This is a genomic window from Pseudomonas zanjanensis (genome assembly GCF_014268745.2).
Classification (GTDB): Bacteria; Pseudomonadota; Gammaproteobacteria; order Pseudomonadales; family Pseudomonadaceae; genus Aquipseudomonas; species Aquipseudomonas zanjanensis.
In genome coordinates this window covers 25537-46107 of the sequence record NZ_JABWRB020000001.1, presented here as the reverse complement: position 1 = coordinate 46107, position 20571 = coordinate 25537, and the positions used below count along the sequence as shown (strand labels likewise).

Genomic DNA, 20571 nt, shown 5'->3' with positions numbered 1-20571 from the left:
GCCTTTAAAATGCAGGCATTAATGCCGCGTGCAAGGGTGAAACCATGAAAAATACCATGAGCACGATTTTATTCCCGAGGGGCCAAACTGCTGGAAGCTACGGATTTCAAGTCAACGTGAGTGTTCAGCTGACGAAACACGACAGCCAGCTCATCGCTGTCGCCACCTCTACGGACATCCGCGATTAATTCAATCACATACGACGGATCTCTCTGAAAAAGCTCTGCCATTGCCTCATCGTGACTGCGATCTTTCATCACCTACCTCCGCATTGTGCGCGAGCAAGCCAAATGCTCATTTGATCCTTGTTGATTTTCTTAGCATGTTTGCTCCGTCTCAACGGCTCGCAGACATTGCATTTTAAGCCCGCTATCACAGCGAAAGGCATGACCCACAGCGGTAGACCAATGTCAACGGGCCTCTTTGGCCTGCATAGCTCTACCATCACAGCCCCCTGGGAACGATGCTGCCACAGAAACCTCTGGCATTTCAGCTTCTTAAATGGTGCCAAATTGATATGATCAAACTCCGATCGGTCTCTCGATGAATGTGGCCGATGAGATCCAAACTGATGATGCAGTCGACCTGAATTCTACGGATAGGAGTCGCCCATGTTGAACCACGAAGCCAAACGAATAATCGATGCGGAAATAATCCCGAAAATGGAGACCGGGAACCTAACTCTGTTCTTGGGTGCAGAGACATTCGCTGGCACGCCATCCCTAAATGGCAAAGGAGTTCCGTCCACCGACGAGCTTATAAAGCGAATTTTTGAGTCGGCAGGATATCCTCCAGAGGAAGCCCTGCTAACCGACTTTCCTACTGCTTTTGGTGCGGGCCAGGACGACATCGACGACTTTGATAATTTTTTAACATCAAACTATTCGGTTAGCTCAGTACATACTTGGCAAACGGACATATTCAAACTATGGTGGAAAACAATTTTCACCACGAATATTGACAACATAGCAAACGAAGCATTAGCTCAAAACAAGAGATCAGGACTTAGCTATCCCGATTATAAAATATACAATTACTCAGATAGTGAACCTGTTCATGCACTACCCACCGCACCGCCAATCGTATATCTGCATGGTACAGTAACCGACATTTCAGCCGGTGTAGTGATCGACGGAATTAGCTACGGAATCACCTCTTCCAAACAAAGCGAATGGCTGACCAAGTGCGCATTGAACATCGAATATGGCAACTGCCTATTTATCGGTTCGAAATTCAAAGGGTCAGCTATAGATAGCGCCATTCGATCAAAGAATGCCGCAGACAGTTTTAACAGCAGGGAACCAAGCTGGGTAGTTGGAGAAAGCTTTACACAAATAGAAAAAAGCCACTACCTACGAAAAGGAATAACGCCCCTAGTAGCTAATGCTGGCGATTTTTTTTCGTACTTGAAGTCTCAAATAAGCCACGTATCCCCAGAAAAGTTCTTAAAACGTAAAGCCCCTTACTTAGCAGGCAATGCAAACCGCTCCATCGGATGGTTTTCCGAGAATTTTGAACACATTCCTACAAAGTTAGCCTTAGCTAGTGAAGAAAGTGGTCCATACTCACGATTTTACATGGGCGACTTACCAGAATGGTTCTACGTGTCGCATCATGTGCCGGCAGTACTCCCAGCACACAGAGCCATCGTTTCCGAGGTTAATGCTTTTTTAAATAGTGACTCAAAATGCCGACTTATCGCTGTTACAGGACCATTAGGATCGGGGAAAACAACCGCATGCATGATGGCAGCAGCCGAGATCTCGGTCAACCATCTTAACGTGCATCACTTTAACGGTCTAAATGGTATAGAAATTGAGCATCTCTGGAACACTATTAAAGACACCCGCGGCCTATTCTGTTTAGTAATAGATGCAGCATATGAACATTTCTACGCTATAAATGCCGTTTTTGAAAGGATAATGGATAGAGCAACCTCTTGTAGATTATGCGTTATTATAGAAGAACGAACTCGTCAATATGAAAGAAACAAACATCACTTTATGTCAAGCCAACTTGACAACATTCGCCAAATCAAAGTAGAAAATCTTAATTTAGCAAGTGCCACCAAACTTTATGACAAATCGTTCGAATTGGGGATCAGATTCGAAAAATTAACAGGCAAAACAAGAAAAAATTCAATCAAAGAAATTATTGATTTTGACAAAGGATATAAAGGGGATCTCCTTGCAACCTTGTACGATTTATCATCACGCAAGTCATACCGAGAAAAACTGGCAGAAGAGTATCGAGAAATTGATACCCAGGAAGCCCGCGACGTTTACCAAACAGTAGCATTGGTGACTGCCGCGCGCCTGCCACTACCGCTAAACTTCATTGCTGAGACTCATAACATATCAGTATCAAATTTAGATCGAATAATTTCAGATGGTTTGAGAGATAAAATTCATACTCACGGGGTAGCTCGTGGCGTCTCTGCGCGACATCATTCGATCGCAGAATATCATCTCGCTTATAACATTCCGCAAGAAGATATCAAAACTCGTCTTATTAACTTGATGATATGCCTCGCACCAAAGTTTACAATTGAAGACATAAAACATCACCCTTTGAGTTACAAAATATATCGATCCACACTCTCCTTCCACTATTTAACGGAGACCCTATTCAGAGGGAGAAAGAATTATTCATACATACATGAAATTTATTCGAAATGCCAAAATCTATTTGCGAGCGACGGCGTATTTTGGCTTCAATATGGTCGTTTTCTAGAAAAAGATGGTGATATAGAAGGGGCAATCCACTGCTTTAGAAAAGGTTTGGGACTTTATGACTCATTTCAAGTTCGCCATGCTCTAGGGCAAACTCTGTTAAAAAAATATATCAAGACTGATTATTCAGAACGTGAGCTGTACGAGGAAGGGACTGCCATACTCCTACGGGAGATCGAAATGCGCGGGCACCACGATGTATACCCCTTCACTTCGCTAGGGCAGTGCTTAATTCAGATTGTCGAAAGCAACCCTTCGGACGAAGATTCCTTGAACATGTTAAAAACTGTAGTAAATAGGGGCATAAAACATCACCAAGCCGACAGTGTTTTTATGGATATCTTGAAGCGATACCTCAAATTCAACCCAGACATGACAAACAACTAATCGCCTCCCACAGAGCAACTACAAGTAACTTAGTTGCTCTTTTAAAACTAAAAACCGTCTATTTATATTAGATTACATTGACACGGAAAGCATCATGATTCTTGCTCATATATTTATAGCAGAGCATAAAGCGTTACGTAGAATCAACGTCCCACTTAACGGCAGCTTTCGCTGCACCTTTCACAATAGCATCTTGCATCTTAGCAAACCGAAAAATACCGCTGAATATTATCATGATCGGTATTGCTCAGCTCTGATTGGTCCCAATGGAGTTGGAAAAAGTAGTGTTCTCGATATATTGGAAACATTAAACGGCACCAGTGACTCTAGTGCATTGATAATTTTCTTCGACGAAACCGAAGAAAAATATCACATCTGCCCAATCAACATCTCTCCAAAGGAGATCAAAGAAACAACTTGCGACAAAGAATTCGTATTTGTCACAAACAGTGCCCAATTCTTATCAGACCACAACATAAATTTTGTTAAAATAAATTCAATATCTTCGAGTGAAGATACACTAAACTTCAAAAAAACCAAACACTCCCCAAACATTCACAATCTTACTATATATGAAAATGTCAAAAATAACGCAAGGCAACGTAAATACTTTGAAAAACTGTTGGCATACTTCAGAGACTCCTTCAACAGAGAAGAGTTCATGGAAGAGATTGTTTTCGAATTCGTTTTCTCTAGCTCACCTATTACTATTGCCAAACGAAGTATAGAGGCGATAGCTTCAGAAAAAGAATTTATAGAAAAATGGATAACTTACGAACCTCAATTCGAGTTATCAGACAGCGAAATCTCACACGGCGCAGTATTTCAAAAACTAATTGAACTTAACTTCCTATCGATATCAAGTGCTCTAGCCAAAGCTTCGAACGCCGAAGAAAAGACTCTTCCAAGCATACTCTTTCAGTTTGACAAAACGTATCATGTAAGCGCTATCGGGATGAGCACTGCTAATAGGCTCCGAAAAGCTATCAAAGATTTAGAGATTGCAGATTGGCCCGATTTTGTACAGAACCCAATTAATCAAGGAGAAAGTGAAGAACCATTTTCCAAAGATCAGATTAATTTTGGAAACCTCCAAGCTTTACTTGAGAACTATCTAGAGATTTTCGAAGAAATAGCAACAATTCTATTTGACTATTGCTATGACGGCGAAAAACTTAACCTCAAAAGTGTAAAGACGGACTATTATGATGCTGTGCAGGATTTGACCGGTGCGATTAATCGTCTGCCTTCGAATATTGCCAACAACATCTCCTGGGGTTGGCGTGGCATTAGTAGCGGCGAACTAGCTAGAACCCACATTTTCTCCGAAAGCTATCACTACCTAAAATCAATCGATTCAAAATCTAACACCATTTTCGTCTTTGATGAAGCAGATCTGTACTTGCATCCAGAATGGCAACGTACATTTATCCAAGAAATGCTTGACCACCTGAGATTAATAGAAGCCAGCCGAGATATTAAAACCTCGCAGATTGTCATTTGTACGCACTCTCCAATAATTATCAGTGATTTCCTGCCTGACGACATAGCTTCATTAACAAAAAATGAAGATGGCGATATAGTAGTGACAAACTCATATGGATTCGGCAACAGTATCGTAGATATATATATAAAGGGGATGCATTTAACCTCTACTTTTGGAGAGCATGCACGTCGCAAAATCGAGTATCTTCTTAGAAAAGCAGAACAAAGTGCACTCACCTCTGCTGATAGAGAATTGATCTCTAATATACCAAATCCTAACACAAGAAATTTTCTTTTAAATCATGATAAAGATCAATAAGGCTTTCTCATCCGACTTCAAGGAAACATACGTTCAGTATGCTTTGAACGTAGTTCTTTGGCCCAACATTTCAAAGCTCGTTGAAACTATCCCTCACATTCATAGGAAACTAGCTAAGCAAATATTCAATAAGCGCTTTCTTGAGGTTTTGCTAAGAAGCGAACCCGCGTCATTCGAGGACATCATTCAAAGGCTGTACACGCTATTCCCCTATATAGCAGAGAGATATTGCTACAGCTACCTACTAAAAGAAATTGATATCGCAACAAATATTATCAACATGGCAACAGACTCTCCCTCCGACAGGAGTGAGTTTGACAAACTTGTAAACCGAACAATCCAACAGTTAAAAAGGTTAACCTCAAGATATAGACTATATCTTACCCCATTCATAATCGCCGAGCTTGAATCAAGCATTCCTCGATACAAGAAAAAGAAATACTTGTGTAGATTAGAGAATGCTTTCCGCGGACACTCTCAGATAACTGAGCGTGACCGAGCACTTTTCCCTGCTTGGGTCAACCAACTTCCCAGCTGTTTCGATTATGATGCGGTCTCACAAGAACTTGGTCAAGCCATCACAGAACAGTTAGAAATTACAGTTTGCCCATATTGCGGCCTGGAGTCAATACAAACATACAGCTCCATATCTGTCCGACCAGACTTGGACCATTTTTATCCAAGAACCCGCTTCCCCTTTCTCGCCATATCACTTTATAACCTTATCCCCGCAGGCTCTATTTGCAATCAAAAACTTAAGAGAAACAATTCCATGTTGGGACATATGCATCCTCACATTGAAGGCTTAGATAACGATCCAATGTTTCGGTTTGGCTTCCTTCCGGACGGAGATATACGCAACACTTTCTGTCTAGACATCCTCCAGCAAAATAGCAATGCCAAAAATAACAACTTAAAGCTTTTCAAGATAAAAGGGATGTACAATGGGAATGAAGATCTTCGAGAATGGTACTGTTGCACTTACGAGCTTCGCGAGTTCCTTAAACAAGAAGGAGAGGAGCTGACTAATATTGATTTCATGTCGCCGCTTTATAAAAGCGTAATCGACATACGAAGACCTAATACAAAAGTTTCCGCTCAAAAATTCAAAATCGAAGCCCTGAATGAACTTTTTCACCAAACGTTATGCATCGTTGATCAGCCGATGCTATGAGAGGGATAATTGGCACATATTTAGTAGTTAACAATACGCATTACATACACGAAATCAGATATGCGTATTAACCATAATCTCCACTATATTCATTTTCACTGCCAAGCCGATACAATCTAGAATTTGTATCGGCTTGGCTTTTATATTAAAAATATAAAGTGAGCGACGGAATAGTTCCCCACAATTCGTCTCCGTTAATATCGACCTCCCCCCAGTCATCTTTCTCGGTGTCTAGGACAGAGCAATAAGTCCTAGCCTAACGAACGGTCGCAACGATATAGCGCACCAATCGGGTGGGGCTGTGTGTTCCTTTATCTCTCGGAACCCGTTTGGCGATCATTTGACAACCCGCGACATAATGGCGAGGATTTCGGTCTGCAACTTCCGAAAGTCGTCCATCATCGCTTCAACGTCTGTCGGCCTGGCACCTTGGCCGCGCTTCTCTGCGAGCCAGAGTTTCAGCAGACCGGCGACCCGTCCGAGGTCGCCGTTTACCTTAGCCAAATCGGCCACGGCGGTCAGGTCAACAACAGACCGTATTGGCGAGTTCATCCCAAGGGCGCGAAGGTAGCTAGAACGGGACATTCCAGCCTCGATAGCACGCTCAGTAATCGCCTCCTTTTCCTCATCAGTAACCCAAACCTCGATTGGCTTGCCACGCCGCCGAGCGGGTGCTTTTTCTTTCGTGCCTGGTGGCATGAGCGCTCCTGTTGCTGCTGTGTTTTCGCTCTTAGACGCGTCAGCGGCTGTGGGCTTCGCAGAGCAAGATCCGTTGAGCCGAAGGCGAATAAGGGCAGGTGTTGGGAGGGGGCGGGCTTGCCCGTACCCGTACAACACACATCTTGCCGTCCGAATATATGCAACTCAAATAAATTTAAGGCAGTTTTCGGTTCTTTGCAGCATTACAGCGCCAAAATCTTCTCAAGCCGAATCTTTTATACTTAAGTTGCCTTGAATTGCGTTTAGTTTCACTAAATTGCACTAAATTGCCTTACTTAAAATACTGTCACACCCAATAAAAACTCAGACAAAGGGCGCTTCCCCTCTATTGATTTCGGGACTCTCGAACTAGGTGAAGACGGATAGAAACCTATCCGCATATTTATAACATCTCCATATCAGTGAATAATCAAAGCTCGAGCGAAACAGATGAGGAATTCGATATGGAGCTGGAATCAGAAAAACCCTTGACCTATGCTTCCCCAAAGTTAGGCCGAAACGTAAGGCTCGCTATAGCGATGGCTAGCACATTCTTCGGAGTAGGCGTTTACACTGCGCCCTCTCCCGCTTACGCCATCTATTGCGCAAATTGCTCGACGTTCTATCAACAGATGTTCGAGTATGCCGAACAGGTCAACACGGCACTAAACACAGCCGAGCAACTTCAAACTCAAATTCAGCAGTACCAGAACATGGTCACACAAGGCGTGGGACTACCCAATTCGATGTTCGGAATCATCGCTGCCGACCTTAAAAGTGTGGTCAACATCTATCAACGCTCGCAAGCGTTGGGCCGTCAAATTGAGAACATGGACGCACAGTTCAATACTGCATTTCCAGGCTTCGAATCCTACCTTCAACAAGCGGCAAACTCGGCAGAAACTCCGATGCGTGATCGTTATAAAGAATGGTCGGAGCAAGGCCGCGACAACGCCAAAACAGCAATGGAAGCGGCAAACCTCAATACCAGCACTTTCCAGTCGGAAGACGCCCTGCTAAACCGCATGGTGGCACGCTCGCAAAGCGCCGTAGGACGGATGCAAGCTATTCAGGCGGGCAACGAAATAGCCTCGCAGAACGTGCAACAACTGCAAAAGCTTCGCGATCTGGTGGCCACGCAAATCAATATGCAGAGTAATTACATGGCTCAGCAGGGCGACCGAAAAGCCGCTAGCGAAGCAGCCGAGCAGCAATTTGAATCGCGTGAAAGTAAACGCGGCGGTGTGAAGGGGTACTGAGGATGGTTATCTCGAAATGGCTCATGACCCTCATTTGCGCCGGGGCCGCGATGGTGGGCTCAGTTATCACTGTGGTCATTCAAAACGATAGCGACTGTGCTGTGGCGTCTGAGCAACAGAGGAAGCAGCCTGACGCAGATGCTGCTTTTGAGGCACGTCCTAACTCTCGCGGCGGCGTTAAGGGGTACTGATTATGGAACGTCGCCTGCTGTTGTTTATTGCCATAGCAAGCATGCTCTTGGCCGGAAATTCTATGGCTGCAACAAACCTGTCCCATGCCGACACCTCGGTTCAGGGACTGCTAGATCTTGTTTTGCAGCAGTCTCACCAGTGGTCAGGAAAGCTGTATGACTACGCCATAAGATTATTTTGGCTGCTCGCCACTATCCAGTTCATCTGGACGTTTATGCCTCTGGTCATGAAACAAGCTGATTTGGGCGAGATAGTCGGAGAGCTGCTGCGCTTCATCATGGTGATCGGATTCTTCCTTGCGGTAATGACTTACTCCGTCGAGTGGTCGACAGCCATTGTCGACAGCTTCCGCGACGCGGCCGCATCAGCGAGCGGTCTTGGCCGAGCGTTAGAACCCGGCGATATGCTCGCAGTAGCCCTGGACTTCGGCCGCACCATGGTGGAGGGCATCTCAGTGTTCTCTCCGGGCAAAGGAGTTCTGATCGCAGTATGCGCGGTACTGGTCTTGGCGTGCTTCGCCTTCATCGCAGCGTTTATGTTTGTGACGCTCGTAGAGGCCTACGTAATCATCAACGCGTCAGTGCTGTTCTACGGTTTTGGTGGCTCGCAATGGACACGCGATTTCGCGATCGCTCCCATGCGGTTCACCGTGGCAATCGGCGCCAAATTGTTCGTCTTGACTCTGATCGTCGGGCTGATCGTACAGTCGGCTAAAGAGTGGTTAGCTGCCTACACCAACGACGAAGCCTCATTGATGACAATGGTCGGTTTAGCCTTGGTGTGCTGCTACCTGACGAAGACAATTCCTGACCTAATCGGCGGCATGATTAGCGGCACGTCAATGGGCGGCGGCTCGGCCATTGGTGGGATGGCAGTGGCTGGTGCTGCCGGGGCGGCAGCTGCTGCGGCCACTATCGCCACGGCTGGGGCTGCCGCTCCTGCTGCTGGTGCTCTCAGCGCTTCTGGGACTGGCGTTGCTGCCGGTGCCAATGGGGCTGGCGGCGGTCTGGCCACCTCGATCAACTCCAGCTTTGCCGGTGCGCCTGCGGCGACCGCCTCCAGCGGCAGTGCAACCGCTGGCATCGGTACAAGCACGGGCGGACAAGCAGCAGCCAAGGGGGCAGCGGCGTCTGGTGCTCGATTAGGCGGGAGCGCGGCCACACAGCAAACGGCAAGCAGTGCTAAGCAGGCCACCGAGCAAGCTGGAAAAAACGCACAGGGCAGTAATGACAAAGACCAACAAGCGACACAGCAAGGGAGCGTTGTCAGCTCCGGCAGCGCACTTTCCCAAGCAGCCAATGGCGGAGCAAAGGCACTCGGAGTGATGGCCTCAATGGCCGTGCCGGGCATGGAGAACGCGCACTCTTTTTCTCTTGGTGCCGGCTCTTCATCACCAGCTTCTGATGAGTCCAGTACGACCGTTCCGACCCATAGCGGAGATGCTGCAGAAGCAGAATCCAACCTTATTCGTCCGGCCTCTGAAAGCAATTCCACACTCGGCCAACTGACATCGCTAAATGTGCCAGGAATGACCTCAAGCAACGACCAACCGGAGAAACAACCATGATGGCAATTTTGAAGTTCGCAGGATTCGCCGTGTTCGCATCAACCTCCGCAATTGCCTTGTGGGCGCTCGGTAGGTGGCTACGCAGCAAAGGCCATGGACCATTGCTCGATAGACTGGATCAACAATGGACCGCTTTGCAGCTTCGGTTAAGTCCATTTGCTATGTCAGCTTCCTATCGGATGTTCTGCGGAGCACAAGCCTTGAGTCGCCTACCACTGCTAGGAAGTAAAAATAGTGCCGCGTTGAACCAGCAAGTTCTGACAACTATACGAGTTGCGCAGGAAGCTCAGAGACGGAAGGATCACGACAATAGCTGACCACACAAAACCCCGCTTGAATGCGGGGTTTCTTTTTTCAGACTTCCCCAGCATGAAGGGGCTCCGACTCACCGCTACCTAGTAATACGCACGGACCTGTCTCAGCTCGCCCTATCACACCTGCTGCAAGCCATTAAACTGCCCTCGGCACTGGGGGCTTATGTCACGCGAATACCTCGATCAGCCGGCATCGGGGTGACACAGATACAGAGCGCCCTCTATACCAGCAGAACAGGTACTGACGGCCCCGATCAAAAGCTCAGAGGCTTCGCCATTAGTAATATGGACGGATGTGGGACACCCGCCGAGGCTTTGCCATTAGTAATACGCACGGACTTAGTACACCCATCGCCGCCAACCTGAATCAGGGTGAACGGGCCGCCATCAAAGGCACGGAGGCTTCGCCATTAGTAATACGGACGGATGTGGGACGCTTGGCTTAGCTGCCTAGATAACGCCCTACGGCCGACTTGCTCACCCCCATCTGGGCAGCTATATCCCTAATGCTCAACCCCCTGGTTCTTAGCGCTTGGGCTTGAGCACGGCGGCCTTCTGCCGCTTTCAGGAAGGCTTCGCGGCTGACGGCACCGGCGGCACGCCTACGTGCCTCCTGCCGCTTCCTATCACGCTCTAGCGTTATCTCAGAGCTGATGATGGTTTTAAGCTGCCGCTGCTCATCTGTGGATATCCCAAATAGGTTTATCAACGTGTCATTTTTGGGCGTATATAGCGGCGGGTAGTCCTTGCCCGCGAAACTGACACGCTCCCCTGACTCGAAGGCCTTCGCCTTGCTGAATAAAGTCATGAGCTCCTTGGAACGACTATTCCATTGCGGATCTAGCTCGCGAGCCAGCGCTGAGGCCTCGTGATACATCTGTTTGCTGTTTGTCGCCCCAGACAACAAAAGGAAATTGAGGCGCCAAAACAGATGTTGCATCCGGCTGCCCTCCCCTACCCCGCCGCGCAGCTCGGCCAGCTTGCGCAGATCTTCAAGGCGATCCCAAGCAAGCTGCCTGCCTGAGAAACCGCGCAGATTGTCGACCTTGCCCCCTGACACCAAAAGAAAGGCGTTTTTCGTGGTGCGGCGCTCGGCCTGTTCCTGCCGCTGCTGCTCAATAGTCCAACGGGCGGCCGGTAGCAGCGCCTCGGCCAGATACTCGAAGTTGTAGCGGATCGGCTGGCCGTCATTGCCGCTTTGGACGTGAACCACACGACAGACTTCCCCACTCTTGCTGTTGACCGTCTCCACGGTGCGCAGCACGCGGCTCGCGTCCTTGGCCATGGGGTCGGCGCCGACGTAGGCAAGGCGATCTACAAGGTAGCGTTGGCAGGCGTTCCAGCGGGGTAAGGCTTGGCGAGGTATCGTGCCCTCAAGCAGCCATTTGGCTTGTATGCCCCGGCCGCTGTAGATCAGTATCGAGGGCGCGGGCAACCCCGCGTCGGCGCAAAGGAACAGCACGGAGGCGGCCAGCTCGTCGGGCTTGCGGCTGGCCAAGGCGGGCACGCGGTAGGTATCAAGGTCAGCGAACAGCAGGCCCAGCCGCAACAGATTGACGACGCGCCGATTGGGCCGGATGAACTCAGCCTGCGAAATCCAAGTGTCAATCTTTTTGTCCAACAGACTGAGCACCTTTGGCATGTCAGCTAAGCGATGAGAGGACTGCCGTTTTCCACCACGAGAATCGACGAGCAATGAGAAAAAACCGCTCCTAGTACTATCGTGATACATCTGCGCCTCGTCCCCGGGACTGAACAGCGCAAGCTGCGGGATAGCACCCCGCACTGCTTAGACCGCCCTTCCCGGCCTACGCGCGGGGCCTCCCTCCTTGCATGCATCTATCCAATGCTCAACCTCAGCTAAATCCCAGACGACCTTGCGGCTACTCAACGCAATTCGGCGCGGAAACTTCCCCTTCATCTCAAAGTTATAGATCGTGCGCTCACACAGCGGAATCATCGTCAGGAGCGTCTTTTTGTCGATGAGTTTTCTGTTCAATGTATGCATTGCTAGGCCCTACCAGTCACTGCGAATGAGTGCCTGATCGTGCCTTTGGGTGCCTATTGCTTCGACGGAATGATTGGCTAAAATGGTTGACATGAAAAAACAATCAACCATAGCTATCTGGGAAGGGTGTGACGCCACCATTTCAGAGGCCATAGAACAGTTCGGTGACCGCTGGAGCGCCTACTCCACGGCCTCGAAACGCTATCCCATCACGAGGCTGGTAGAGGAACTCATCGACCCGGCCGTCGCGGCGTACGCCAAAGAAATTCCTGCGCGCTACCAAGGGCATATACCTGGAGCCGGTACAGGCGTGGCGTTCAGTGCGATCATGAAACTGGTAGGGTTTCCCGCCATGATCCGCTTGCAGCGGCAACTGCTACGTGCCTTTGTTTTGACCCACGACCAACAGTCGAAGAAAGATCGCTGCTTTATTGCGACGCTCGAGACGCTGATCGAATTGGTGATGGCATGTAAGCGCAAGAAACCGTCATCTGAAGATGTAGGCGGCTTAAACAACCAGCGCTTGAAAGGCTTTTGTAGGTTCTGTGGCAGTCAAGCCGAGCTAGCATCCTTCGCTACCGGTGAGGGTCAGCGCGACCCCGACGAGCACCTACGCCTGAGCAACCTTTACTGCACAACGCATCGTCCAAAGACGCATGATGGCAGCTGGAATCCTGCGTATAGGCAAGCAAAGAGGGCCGTAGCGCAGTTTGACCTTGAACTGGCGAGATTGAGCAGACAATGCGCGATACGAGCAGAGCCTAAGGCAAAGTCAGGTGACGAGCTCGTCGACGCGTATATCTTTCGATACATGCTTAGCCGAACCCTACACTTAGCGGACGAAGCGGAGCTAAGAAATCTCGCTCGACTAATGGTGGACGTGAAGCTGACAGACCGAAGAAAGCAAATCCTCGTACTGCAAAAATTCGGCTTCAACCAGTCAGAAATAGCTCGCAGACTGGAGATCGAGCGCCAAGCAGTATCCAAAGCTCTTCGCTCAATTCCTGATTGCTTCCGACTTTCGAAAGCATGAGTGAGTCAAACTGCGTCATTGCACACATAAGCTCAAACGTTTGTATTCGACGCGTCCAGTCACTTGCATTTGATCTGACCAGATTTCGCACATGGTTAACGGCAAAACAGTTATCCATGACCAGCAGCCCCCCCTTTTTCCGGCCCTTTTTTCTGAAGAAAAACGGCCGCCTAGTTATTTTCGCGTCCACACTTAATGCGTCATGGCGGCCTCTTACAAAGCCGGAAATTTACAGGACATCTTAGGCATCACAATACAAACCACCTAAATTACACAGAGCGGTTATTACATGGAAAGTGCTAAGGAACTCAACGTAAATTCAGGCTACACAGCAGCGATAGAAGACTTGAAAAGGAGAGCCAAGCGATCTAGGACAGCAAGACTCTATATAGCTTTGGGCTTGTTAATTTTAATGAGCCTTGCAGTGGCGGCTGTGTTTAGCTCGAGTCAGACCAAGACATATTCACTCCGAGAACTTGGCGAGAAAATCTCTTTTAACAAAATGCGTGACCCTGGATTATTTTTACGCAAATCCAACGATCTTCTCGAGAAAATTTATCCTGACAGCATCATTAACATGGGGAGGCGGATGGATGGCGAAGACGTCAAGGAAGAAAGTTTTACAATCGATGAGCGCACCGCCTACATGAGCGAGCTTGAGCAACTGGTGAATTTCTATGAGCGCACCCAGACAGCGTATTCGAAACAGCCATTCATACAAGAAACACCGGAATGGACAAGCTCCGTATCGTCTATGGCGTTTACATTTGGTGCTATAGCTGTTTCAATTCTATTATTCCAGACAGCAGTTTCCTTTATAAGGTATTACTCACAGCTAGCGGAGCTTTATGACTCGCAAGCTAGCGCGCTATTGGCTGCAAATAACGACCCAGAAAAGTTTGTAAAATACTCAGAGATGCTCTCCCCATCAGTCGTTAGTTTCGGAAAGCCTCCTGTGAGTGTTTATGAGCGAGCATTTGAAGCAATAGCGTCAATTAGAGGAAAAGAGACGAAGTAAAGACTGAACACAGAAGAACCCGCCTCTGGCGGGTTCCTTTTGCTACTCATTTGTTTGACGAGGTTTCTTAAGCGTCCATTCATCAACCATATCGGCCCAATCCTGCAACATCGCACGGCGCTGGTCGCGATATTCAGCCTTGTTGTAAACGGCTCGCACACCCTTCTGTTCGTGCGCCAAACACTTCTCGATCCAGTCAGAGTTGTAACCCGCCTCATGCAGCAGCGTGCTAGCTGTGCGGCGTAGGTCGTGGGGGCCGAACTTTCCTAGAGGTACCCCTTCCTTTTGAGCAAGACGGTAGGTCAGCGTCAGTACCTGATTGATCGTGGCCGCACTCATTGGCAAATCAGAGTCGTAGCGTGACGGCAGAACGTACTCAGAACCTCCAGCCAAGGTCTTCAACGCGATAAAGAAATCCAGCGCCTGCCGGGACAGAAACACCAAATGAGGGTTTCGGCGCTTCATCCGCTCTTTGGGGATCGCCCATAGCGCCTCGCTGAAATTGATCTCACTCCACGTCGCGTTGGTCAGCTCGCTCTTACGCACCATCGTCAGCAGCAGGAGTTTGGCTGCGGCACGAACCGACGTTGCCGTTCCGATCCGATCCATGTACTGGTACATCAGCGCAATTTCATCAGGCGTCAAAGCCCGGTCGCGAGGCTCGAATTTGGCAATGCTGGCAGACCTTACTAGATCCGCGGGGTTTTCAACCTTCTGACCACGCTCAATGGCCCAGCGAAAGACCTGTAGCACGACCTCACGCGAATGGACGGCGGTTGCAGGCGCCCCCCGCTCCACTATCGCGTCAGTCAGCGCTCGCAGGTCCTCATGAGTGATTTCAGCCAGCTTCTGATTGCCAAACTTCGGCTTCAATTCGCGCTCATAGACTGACCGGCGCATATCTCGTGTCGAGTCCGCCATTTGATAGCCGCGCAGCCATTTTTCAGCCCAATCATCAAAGGTCTCTGCACCCTTCGTGCGCGCCTTCGCACGCGCCTTCTCCTTAGCTGGCGACTTACCTGCGGCGATCATCTTCTTCGCCTCCCCTAGCCGCTCACGTGCCTCTGCCAGGGTGATCCCGCCCAAGCCATAACGACCGAAGGTGACGGTCTCCTGCCGGCCATTGATGGAGTAGTTGTAGCGAAAGGAGATTGAGCCGGCCGGTGTAACCGCCACGTATAAGCCATCGCGGTCAATCACCTTGTAGAGCTTGTCTTGCGGCTTGAGATTTCGGAGCTTGGTATCAGTGAGCATGGCTTCCACTTTTTCCATGAAAAAATACCATGCACTGAAAAGCGCGGAAAAATGGGTTTAACCCCAGCAAAACCGGGCCTTTTAGCCATCTCGATACCATGCCCATCCTGAAACGATGGACATGGTATCAAGCGTCATGCATGGCATTGAACGCAGTTGGTACCCCGTACCATGCCATAAAAAAACCATGCTTGGCGATGCAGAACGCTACCCGAACTTGCCAGACCCCAAAAGCCAAAAGCCCGCAATTACGCGGGCTCCAGGGCATTTTTTGCTAGACCGTGCCGGGTCGTGCCGGACGCGGGATCATTCCCACTCAATCGTCGCCGGCGGCTTGCTCGACACGTCATACGTCACGCGAGAAATGCCTTCGATTTCATTGATGATCCGCCCGGAGACAGTCTCCAGCAGCTCGTACGGCAGGTGAGCCCAGCGCGCGGTCATGAAGTCGATGGTTTCCACGGCGCGCAGGGCCACGACCCAGGCGTAACGACGGCCATCGCCGACCACGCCCACGGATTTCACCGGCTGGAACACCACGAACGCCTGGCTGACCTTGTGGTACCAGTCGGCCTTGCGCAGTTCTTCGATGAAGATGTGGTCGGCGCGACGCAGCAGGTCGGCGTATTCCTTCTTCACTTCACCGAGGATCCGCACGCCCAGGCCCGGGCCCGGGAATGGGTGGCGGTAGACCATGTCGTACGGTAGGCCCAGTTCCAGGCCGAGGCGACGCACTTCGTCCTTGAACAGTTCGCGCAGCGGCTCGACCAGCTTGAGGTTCATCTCTTCCGGCAGGCCACCGACGTTGTGGTGGGACTTGATCACGTGGGCCTTGCCGCTCTTGGCGCCGGCCGACTCGATCACGTCGGGGTAGATGGTGCCCTGGGCCAGGTACTTGATGTTGTCCAGCTTGCAGGATTCGGCATCGAACACGTCGATGAAGGTGCGGCCGATGATCTTGCGTTTCTTCTCCGGGTCGGACTCGCCGGCCAGGTTGTTCAGAAACTGCTCTTCGGCGTTGGCGCGGATCACCTTGACGCCCATGTTCTCGGCGAACATGGCCATCACTTGCTCGCCTTCGTGCAGGCGCAGCAGGCCGTTGTCGACGAAGACGCAGGTCAGCTGGTCACCGATGGCCTTGTGCAGCAGCGCGGCAACCACCGAGGAGTCCACACCGCCGGACAGGCCCAGCAGCACGTTGTCGGTGCCGACCTGGGCGCGGACCTGGGCGATGGCGTCTTCAGCGATCTTCGACGGGGTCCACAGGGCTTCGCACCCGCAGATGTCGAGGATAAAGCGCGACAGGATCCGGCCGCCCTGCTTGGTGTGGGTCACTTCAGGGTGGAACTGCACGCCGTAGTAGCGGCGGTCATCGTTGAACATGCCGGCAATCGGGCAGCTCGGGGTGCTGGCCAGGATGTGGAAGTCTTCCGGCATCTTGGTGACCTTGTCACCGTGGCTCATCCACACGTCCAGGCCGAACAGGCCATCGGCGTCGACGTGGTCCTCGATACCGTCCAACAGGCGGCTCTTGCCGACCACGTCGACGCGGGCGTAACCGAACTCACGCAGGTCCGAACCTTCGACCTTGCCGCCTAGCTGCTCAGCCATGGTCTGCATGCCGTAGCAGATACCGAAGACCGGCACGCCCAGGTCGAACACGGCTTGCGGGCAGCGCGGGCTGTCGGCTTCGTGCACGGACTCGGGGCCGCCGGCGAGGATGACGCCTTTCGGAGCGAATTCGCGAATCGCTTCGTCATCCATGTCGAACGGATGCAGTTCGCAGTACACGCCGATCTCACGCACGCGGCGGGCGATCAGTTGGGTGTACTGGGAACCGAAGTCGAGGATCAGGATGCGGTGAGCGTGAATGTCGAGGGCCATGACTCATTCTCATGTAGTGAATCAGAAACAACTCGGGGCTGAATGAACAGCCCCGGTGATTAACGTTTTGCTGGAAGCCTTAACCTACACGGTAGTTCGGCGCTTCCTTGGTGATCTGCACGTCGTGCACGTGGGACTCGGCCATGCCGGCGCCGGTGATGCGCACGAATTCCGGCTTGGTGCGCATCTCTTCGATGTCAGCGCTGCCGGTATAGCCCATGGAGGAACGCAGGCCGCCCATCAGTTGATGGATGATGGCGCTCAGGGTGCCCTTGTATGGCACGCGACCTTCGATACCTTCCGGCACCAGCTTCTCGGCACCCGCGGAGGAGTCCTGGAAGTAACGGTCGGAAGAGCCCTGGGCCTGGGACATGGCGCCCAGCGAACCCATGCCGCGATAAGCCTTGTAGCTACGGCCCTGGAACAGCTCGATCTCGCCCGGCGCTTCTTCGGTACCGGCGAACATCGAACCCATCATCACGCAGTAGGCACCGGCAACGATGGCCTTGGACAGGTCACCGGAGAAACGGATACCGCCGTCGGCGATCAACGGCACGCCGGTGCCTTCAAGGGCGGCGGCGACGTTGGCGATGGCGCTGATCTGCGGCACGCCGACACCAGCAACGATACGGGTGGTGCAGATCGAGCCAGGGCCGATACCGACCTTGACCGCGTCGGCACCGGCGTCGGCCAGGGCCTTGGCGGCTGCGCCGGTGGCGATGTTGCCGCCGATCACCTGCACGTCAGGGAAGTTCTGCTTGACCCAGCGAACGCGGTCGATCACGCCTTTGGAGTGACCGTGGGCGGTGTCGACCACCACCACGTCAACGCCGGCATTGACCAGGGCGGCGACGCGGTCACCGGTGTCCTTGCCGGTGCCGACGGCGGCGCCGACGCGCAGACGACCTTGGTCGTCCTTGCTCGCCAGCGGGTAGGCCTTGGCTTTTTCGATGTCGTTGACGGTCATCATGCCCTTGAGGGCGAATTTGTCATCGACGATCAGCACGCGCTCGATGCGGTGCTTGTGCAGCAATTCACGGACGTCGTCCTTGCTGGTGCCTTCCTTGACCGTGACCAGGCGCTCTTTAGGCGTCATCACTTGGCGGACGGAAGCATCCAGGCGGTTCTCGAAACGCACGTCGCGGGAGGTGACGATGCCGACCAGGTCGCCATCGTGCAGCACCGGAACGCCGGAGATGTTGTGCATGCGGGTCAGTTCGAACAGATCCCGGACCGTGGCGTCAGCCTCGATGGTGATCGGATCCTTGACCACGCCAGCCTCGAACCGCTTGACCTTGCGCACTTCGGCGGCCTGCTGTTCGATGGTCATGTTCTTGTGGATGATACCGATACCGCCTTCCTGGGCCATGGCAATGGCCAGACGGGCTTCGGTCACGGTGTCCATGGCAGCGGAAACCAGGGGGATATTCAGTTCGATGCCACGGGTGAGACGGGTTTTGAGACTGACTTCGTTAGGCAGTACCTCGGAATAACCGGGCACTAGGAGAATGTCGTCGAAGGTCAGAGCTTCTTGGCTGATACGCAGCATCGCGGGGGCTCCCGAGCGGGAAAATGGAAGCGCGCCATTATACTCATGCACCCCGTCTGGCTCAATGTAAAACTCTGTCTATTATTGGCGGGGTGATTGACGGGCTGAAACCACCGCCTTCAACCAAACACAGAGAGTGGGGAAATGGTGGCCCCTGTGGCGAGGGAGCTTGCTCCCGCTCGGTTGCGCAGCAACCGCCAAAAGCCGGGGCCGCTTCGCAGCCCAGCGGGAGCAAGCTCCCTCGCCACAGGGTTTGTATTCCATTCCACAAGGGCTGTGTGTTCCTGGCCACAGCGTTTGGGTGTCCTCGCTACAACTCCACCTTCACCCAACTCACCGGCTGATCGAGCCAATCGGCGAATTCATCGATGAACTCCTGCTTGAATCCCGCCTCCAGCCAGTTATTGAAGATGAACCCCAGGTTGGAAAAGCCGCACGGCTGCAGGAACAGGAAGCCATTGATGTCATCTTCATGACCGCACTCGGGACAGGTGAAGTTGTCGGTGCGCCCTGGCATCCAATCTTCCAGGCTTTCGAACAGCGCTTCGCCAATCTCCCGGCGACACTCGGCGCAACCGGCTTCTTCAAGAAAGCCCTTGGCCGGCGTATAGATGCAGCGCTTGGTGATGATCTCCAGGCCATTGACCGGCTCGCCGAACGGCAGTGCGTCGGGATGCAGCACCACGTCGCGGGCACCGGGGGCGATGGCGTGGGCCATGCGATTACCGGTGCGGCCGCAGGTGGTCAGTTGTTCTTCGACGATGTTCTTGCGCACCAGCCAGCGCACGATTGCCCGGGCCCGAGGCTCGTGGACCGGCAGGGTGGAAATTTTCGGGACGATGATGCTTTGCGAATTCATGGCGAGGCCTGGAGGTTTCCCTGGCGGTTCTTATAAAGGGCCGGCAGCTTAATCCCTGGCTGGGCCAGGTCAAGCACTCAGGTAACGCCCGATCAACGCGAGGCCACTGGCGAGCACCAACCAAGTGACCAGGCGCACGAAGGCCTCTCGGGACATTTTCATGGTCAGACGACGCCCCACCCACAACCCCAGCGCCATGGCCGGCAACAAACACAGCGCCAGTACCAACAAGGGTAGCTCGGCATACACCCCGGCGATGATAAACAGGCTCAAGCGCACCACGGTGCTGCAACTGATCAAGGCACTTTGCGTGGCACGGGCCGGGTCCTTGGGCAGGCGACTGTTCAGGTAGATGGCATACAAAAAGCCGCCACTGCCAAACAACGCCCCGAACATCCCGCCCACCGTGCCCATCGGAAACGCCCACAGCGAAGACAGCTGCGTCGGCCGGGTCTTTATCAACAGGCTGTAGATGGCATAAGCGCAGATGAACAACCCCATCAACAACAGCAACACGTCGGACTTGAGGTTGAGCAGGAAAATTACCCCCAGGGTGCAGCCCAGCGCCATGCACGGCAGCAAGCGCAGCAGTTCCGGCCGGGAGACGTCACGGCGCGAGGGCAACAGGTTGCCGAAGGCCGCGACAAAATCGAGCAAGACCAGCAGCGGGACGATTTTCGACAGGGGCATGAACAACAGCAGGATCGGCGCCGCCACCAGCGCCGTGCCAAACCCGGCGATGCCGAACACGATGTAGGCCAGGACAATGGCCGAGGCGATCACCAGCCATTCCATCGGGGCAAATGCCCACTGGCCCAACCATGGGAGAAGATTCATC

Annotated in this window: 16 protein-coding genes; 8 read left to right on the top strand and 8 right to left on the bottom strand. The window is 52.0% G+C overall.

Annotation, left to right across the window (positions count from 1 at the left end; translation table 11 throughout):
- The first annotated feature begins 611 nt into the window (after nucleotides 1–611).
- From HU715_RS00205 to HU715_RS00195, 3 genes are all read left to right on the top strand, one after another.
- Nucleotides 612–3119 carry a P-loop NTPase gene (locus HU715_RS00205; RefSeq protein WP_186705422.1) on the top strand — a complete coding sequence of 836 codons (2508 nt, stop codon included), beginning with the start codon at nucleotides 612–614 and terminating at the stop codon, nucleotides 3117–3119.
- A gap of 94 nt (nucleotides 3120–3213) precedes the next feature.
- Nucleotides 3214–4923 (top strand): AAA family ATPase, encoded by a 1710-nt coding sequence (locus HU715_RS00200; RefSeq protein WP_186705421.1) that lies wholly within the window; start codon nucleotides 3214–3216, stop codon nucleotides 4921–4923.
- The gene (locus HU715_RS00195; RefSeq protein WP_186705420.1) at nucleotides 4907–6097 is read left to right on the top strand and encodes a hypothetical protein; all 1191 of its coding nucleotides are present in this window, start codon (nucleotides 4907–4909) and stop codon (nucleotides 6095–6097) included. Before HU715_RS00200 ends, HU715_RS00195 begins: the two co-directional genes overlap by 17 nt.
- A 336-nt stretch (nucleotides 6098–6433) precedes the next feature.
- On the opposite strand, the gene HU715_RS00190 is transcribed toward HU715_RS00195, so the two are convergent.
- Nucleotides 6434–6796 carry a plasmid mobilization protein gene (locus HU715_RS00190; protein ID WP_186705419.1) on the bottom strand — a complete coding sequence of 121 codons (363 nt, stop codon included), beginning with the start codon at nucleotides 6794–6796 and terminating at the stop codon, nucleotides 6434–6436.
- Nucleotides 6797–7260: 464 nt separating this feature from the next.
- On the opposite strand from HU715_RS00190, the gene trbJ reads away from it, so the two are divergent.
- The 3 genes from trbJ to HU715_RS27200 all read left to right on the top strand — a co-directional run bounded on the left by trbJ (nucleotide 7261) and on the right by HU715_RS27200 (nucleotide 10131).
- Nucleotides 7261–8055 carry a P-type conjugative transfer protein TrbJ gene (trbJ, locus tag HU715_RS00185; RefSeq protein ID WP_186705418.1) on the top strand — a complete coding sequence of 265 codons (795 nt, stop codon included), beginning with the start codon at nucleotides 7261–7263 and terminating at the stop codon, nucleotides 8053–8055.
- Nucleotides 8056–8248: 193 nt separating this feature from the next.
- Complete coding sequence (gene trbL / locus HU715_RS00180; protein ID WP_186705417.1) at nucleotides 8249–9814, top strand: P-type conjugative transfer protein TrbL; 1566 nt, start codon at nucleotides 8249–8251, stop codon at nucleotides 9812–9814.
- Nucleotides 9811–10131, top strand: coding sequence for a hypothetical protein (locus HU715_RS27200; protein WP_225917534.1), 321 nt, complete (start codon nucleotides 9811–9813; stop codon nucleotides 10129–10131). Before trbL ends, HU715_RS27200 begins: the two co-directional genes overlap by 4 nt.
- A 439-nt stretch (nucleotides 10132–10570) precedes the next feature.
- Here HU715_RS27200 and HU715_RS00175 read toward each other — a convergent pair whose 3' ends face one another.
- Both HU715_RS00175 and HU715_RS00170 read right to left on the bottom strand, forming a co-directional pair.
- On the bottom strand, nucleotides 10571–11860 hold the full coding sequence (locus HU715_RS00175; RefSeq protein ID WP_225917533.1) for a replication protein: 1290 nt from the start codon (nucleotides 11858–11860) through the stop codon (nucleotides 10571–10573).
- A 57-nt stretch (nucleotides 11861–11917) separates the two neighbouring features.
- Nucleotides 11918–12136 carry a helix-turn-helix transcriptional regulator gene (locus tag HU715_RS00170; RefSeq protein WP_186705416.1) on the bottom strand — a complete coding sequence of 73 codons (219 nt, stop codon included), beginning with the start codon at nucleotides 12134–12136 and terminating at the stop codon, nucleotides 11918–11920.
- An 82-nt stretch (nucleotides 12137–12218) separates the two neighbouring features.
- Here HU715_RS00170 and HU715_RS00165 point away from each other — a divergent pair, with 82 nt between their 5' ends.
- Both HU715_RS00165 and HU715_RS00160 read left to right on the top strand, forming a co-directional pair.
- Nucleotides 12219–13169 carry a LuxR family transcriptional regulator gene (locus HU715_RS00165; RefSeq protein ID WP_186705415.1) on the top strand — a complete coding sequence of 317 codons (951 nt, stop codon included), beginning with the start codon at nucleotides 12219–12221 and terminating at the stop codon, nucleotides 13167–13169.
- Nucleotides 13170–13458: 289 nt separating this feature from the next.
- Nucleotides 13459–14187, top strand: coding sequence for a hypothetical protein (locus tag HU715_RS00160; RefSeq protein ID WP_186705414.1), 729 nt, complete (start codon nucleotides 13459–13461; stop codon nucleotides 14185–14187).
- A gap of 42 nt (nucleotides 14188–14229) precedes the next feature.
- Here the strand turns inward: HU715_RS00160 and HU715_RS00155 are convergent, their stop codons facing one another.
- The 5 genes from HU715_RS00155 to HU715_RS00135 form a co-directional block, all read right to left on the bottom strand.
- Complete coding sequence (locus HU715_RS00155) at nucleotides 14230–15441, bottom strand: tyrosine-type recombinase/integrase (protein ID WP_186705569.1); 1212 nt, start codon at nucleotides 15439–15441, stop codon at nucleotides 14230–14232.
- Between the two features lie 306 nt (nucleotides 15442–15747).
- The gene (gene guaA, locus HU715_RS00150; RefSeq protein ID WP_045155136.1) at nucleotides 15748–17325 is read right to left on the bottom strand and encodes a glutamine-hydrolyzing GMP synthase; all 1578 of its coding nucleotides are present in this window, start codon (nucleotides 17323–17325) and stop codon (nucleotides 15748–15750) included.
- A gap of 79 nt (nucleotides 17326–17404) precedes the next feature.
- Nucleotides 17405–18874: an IMP dehydrogenase gene (guaB, locus tag HU715_RS00145; protein ID WP_186705413.1), complete on the bottom strand. Its 1470-nt coding sequence runs from the start codon at nucleotides 18872–18874 to the stop codon at nucleotides 17405–17407.
- A 310-nt stretch (nucleotides 18875–19184) separates the two neighbouring features.
- Nucleotides 19185–19733, bottom strand: a complete 549-nt coding sequence (locus HU715_RS00140; protein ID WP_186705412.1) for a sugar ABC transporter ATPase — start codon at nucleotides 19731–19733, stop codon at nucleotides 19185–19187.
- A 69-nt stretch (nucleotides 19734–19802) separates the two neighbouring features.
- Entirely contained in the window at nucleotides 19803–20570 is a 768-nt protein-coding gene (locus tag HU715_RS00135) for a sulfite exporter TauE/SafE family protein (RefSeq protein WP_186705411.1), read from the bottom strand.
- Nucleotide 20571 lies beyond the last annotated feature (1 nt).

What these genes read in the sequence shown, in the direction of transcription:
- HU715_RS00170 (WP_186705416.1), bottom strand. Translation starts at nt 12,136, where the DNA reads ATGCATACATTGAACAGAAAACTCATCGACAAAAAGACGCTCCTGACG.
- HU715_RS00135 (WP_186705411.1), bottom strand. Translation starts at nt 20,570, where the DNA reads ATGAATCTTCTCCCATGGTTGGGCCAGTGGGCATTTGCCCCGATGGAA.
- HU715_RS00155 (WP_186705569.1), bottom strand. Translation starts at nt 15,441, where the DNA reads ATGCTCACTGATACCAAGCTCCGAAATCTCAAGCCGCAAGACAAGCTC.
- HU715_RS00190 (WP_186705419.1), bottom strand. Translation starts at nt 6,796, where the DNA reads ATGCCACCAGGCACGAAAGAAAAAGCACCCGCTCGGCGGCGTGGCAAG.
- HU715_RS27200 (WP_225917534.1), top strand. Translation starts at nt 9,811, where the DNA reads ATGATGGCAATTTTGAAGTTCGCAGGATTCGCCGTGTTCGCATCAACC.
- HU715_RS00160 (WP_186705414.1), top strand. Translation starts at nt 13,459, where the DNA reads ATGGAAAGTGCTAAGGAACTCAACGTAAATTCAGGCTACACAGCAGCG.
- guaB (WP_186705413.1), bottom strand. Translation starts at nt 18,874, where the DNA reads ATGCTGCGTATCAGCCAAGAAGCTCTGACCTTCGACGACATTCTCCTA.
- HU715_RS00205 (WP_186705422.1), top strand. Translation starts at nt 612, where the DNA reads ATGTTGAACCACGAAGCCAAACGAATAATCGATGCGGAAATAATCCCG.
- HU715_RS00140 (WP_186705412.1), bottom strand. Translation starts at nt 19,733, where the DNA reads ATGAATTCGCAAAGCATCATCGTCCCGAAAATTTCCACCCTGCCGGTC.
- HU715_RS00200 (WP_186705421.1), top strand. Translation starts at nt 3,214, where the DNA reads ATGATTCTTGCTCATATATTTATAGCAGAGCATAAAGCGTTACGTAGA.
- HU715_RS00165 (WP_186705415.1), top strand. Translation starts at nt 12,219, where the DNA reads ATGGTTGACATGAAAAAACAATCAACCATAGCTATCTGGGAAGGGTGT.
- guaA (WP_045155136.1), bottom strand. Translation starts at nt 17,325, where the DNA reads ATGGCCCTCGACATTCACGCTCACCGCATCCTGATCCTCGACTTCGGT.
- trbJ (WP_186705418.1), top strand. Translation starts at nt 7,261, where the DNA reads ATGGAGCTGGAATCAGAAAAACCCTTGACCTATGCTTCCCCAAAGTTA.
- HU715_RS00195 (WP_186705420.1), top strand. Translation starts at nt 4,907, where the DNA reads ATGATAAAGATCAATAAGGCTTTCTCATCCGACTTCAAGGAAACATAC.
- trbL (WP_186705417.1), top strand. Translation starts at nt 8,249, where the DNA reads ATGGAACGTCGCCTGCTGTTGTTTATTGCCATAGCAAGCATGCTCTTG.
- HU715_RS00175 (WP_225917533.1), bottom strand. Translation starts at nt 11,860, where the DNA reads ATGTATCACGATAGTACTAGGAGCGGTTTTTTCTCATTGCTCGTCGAT.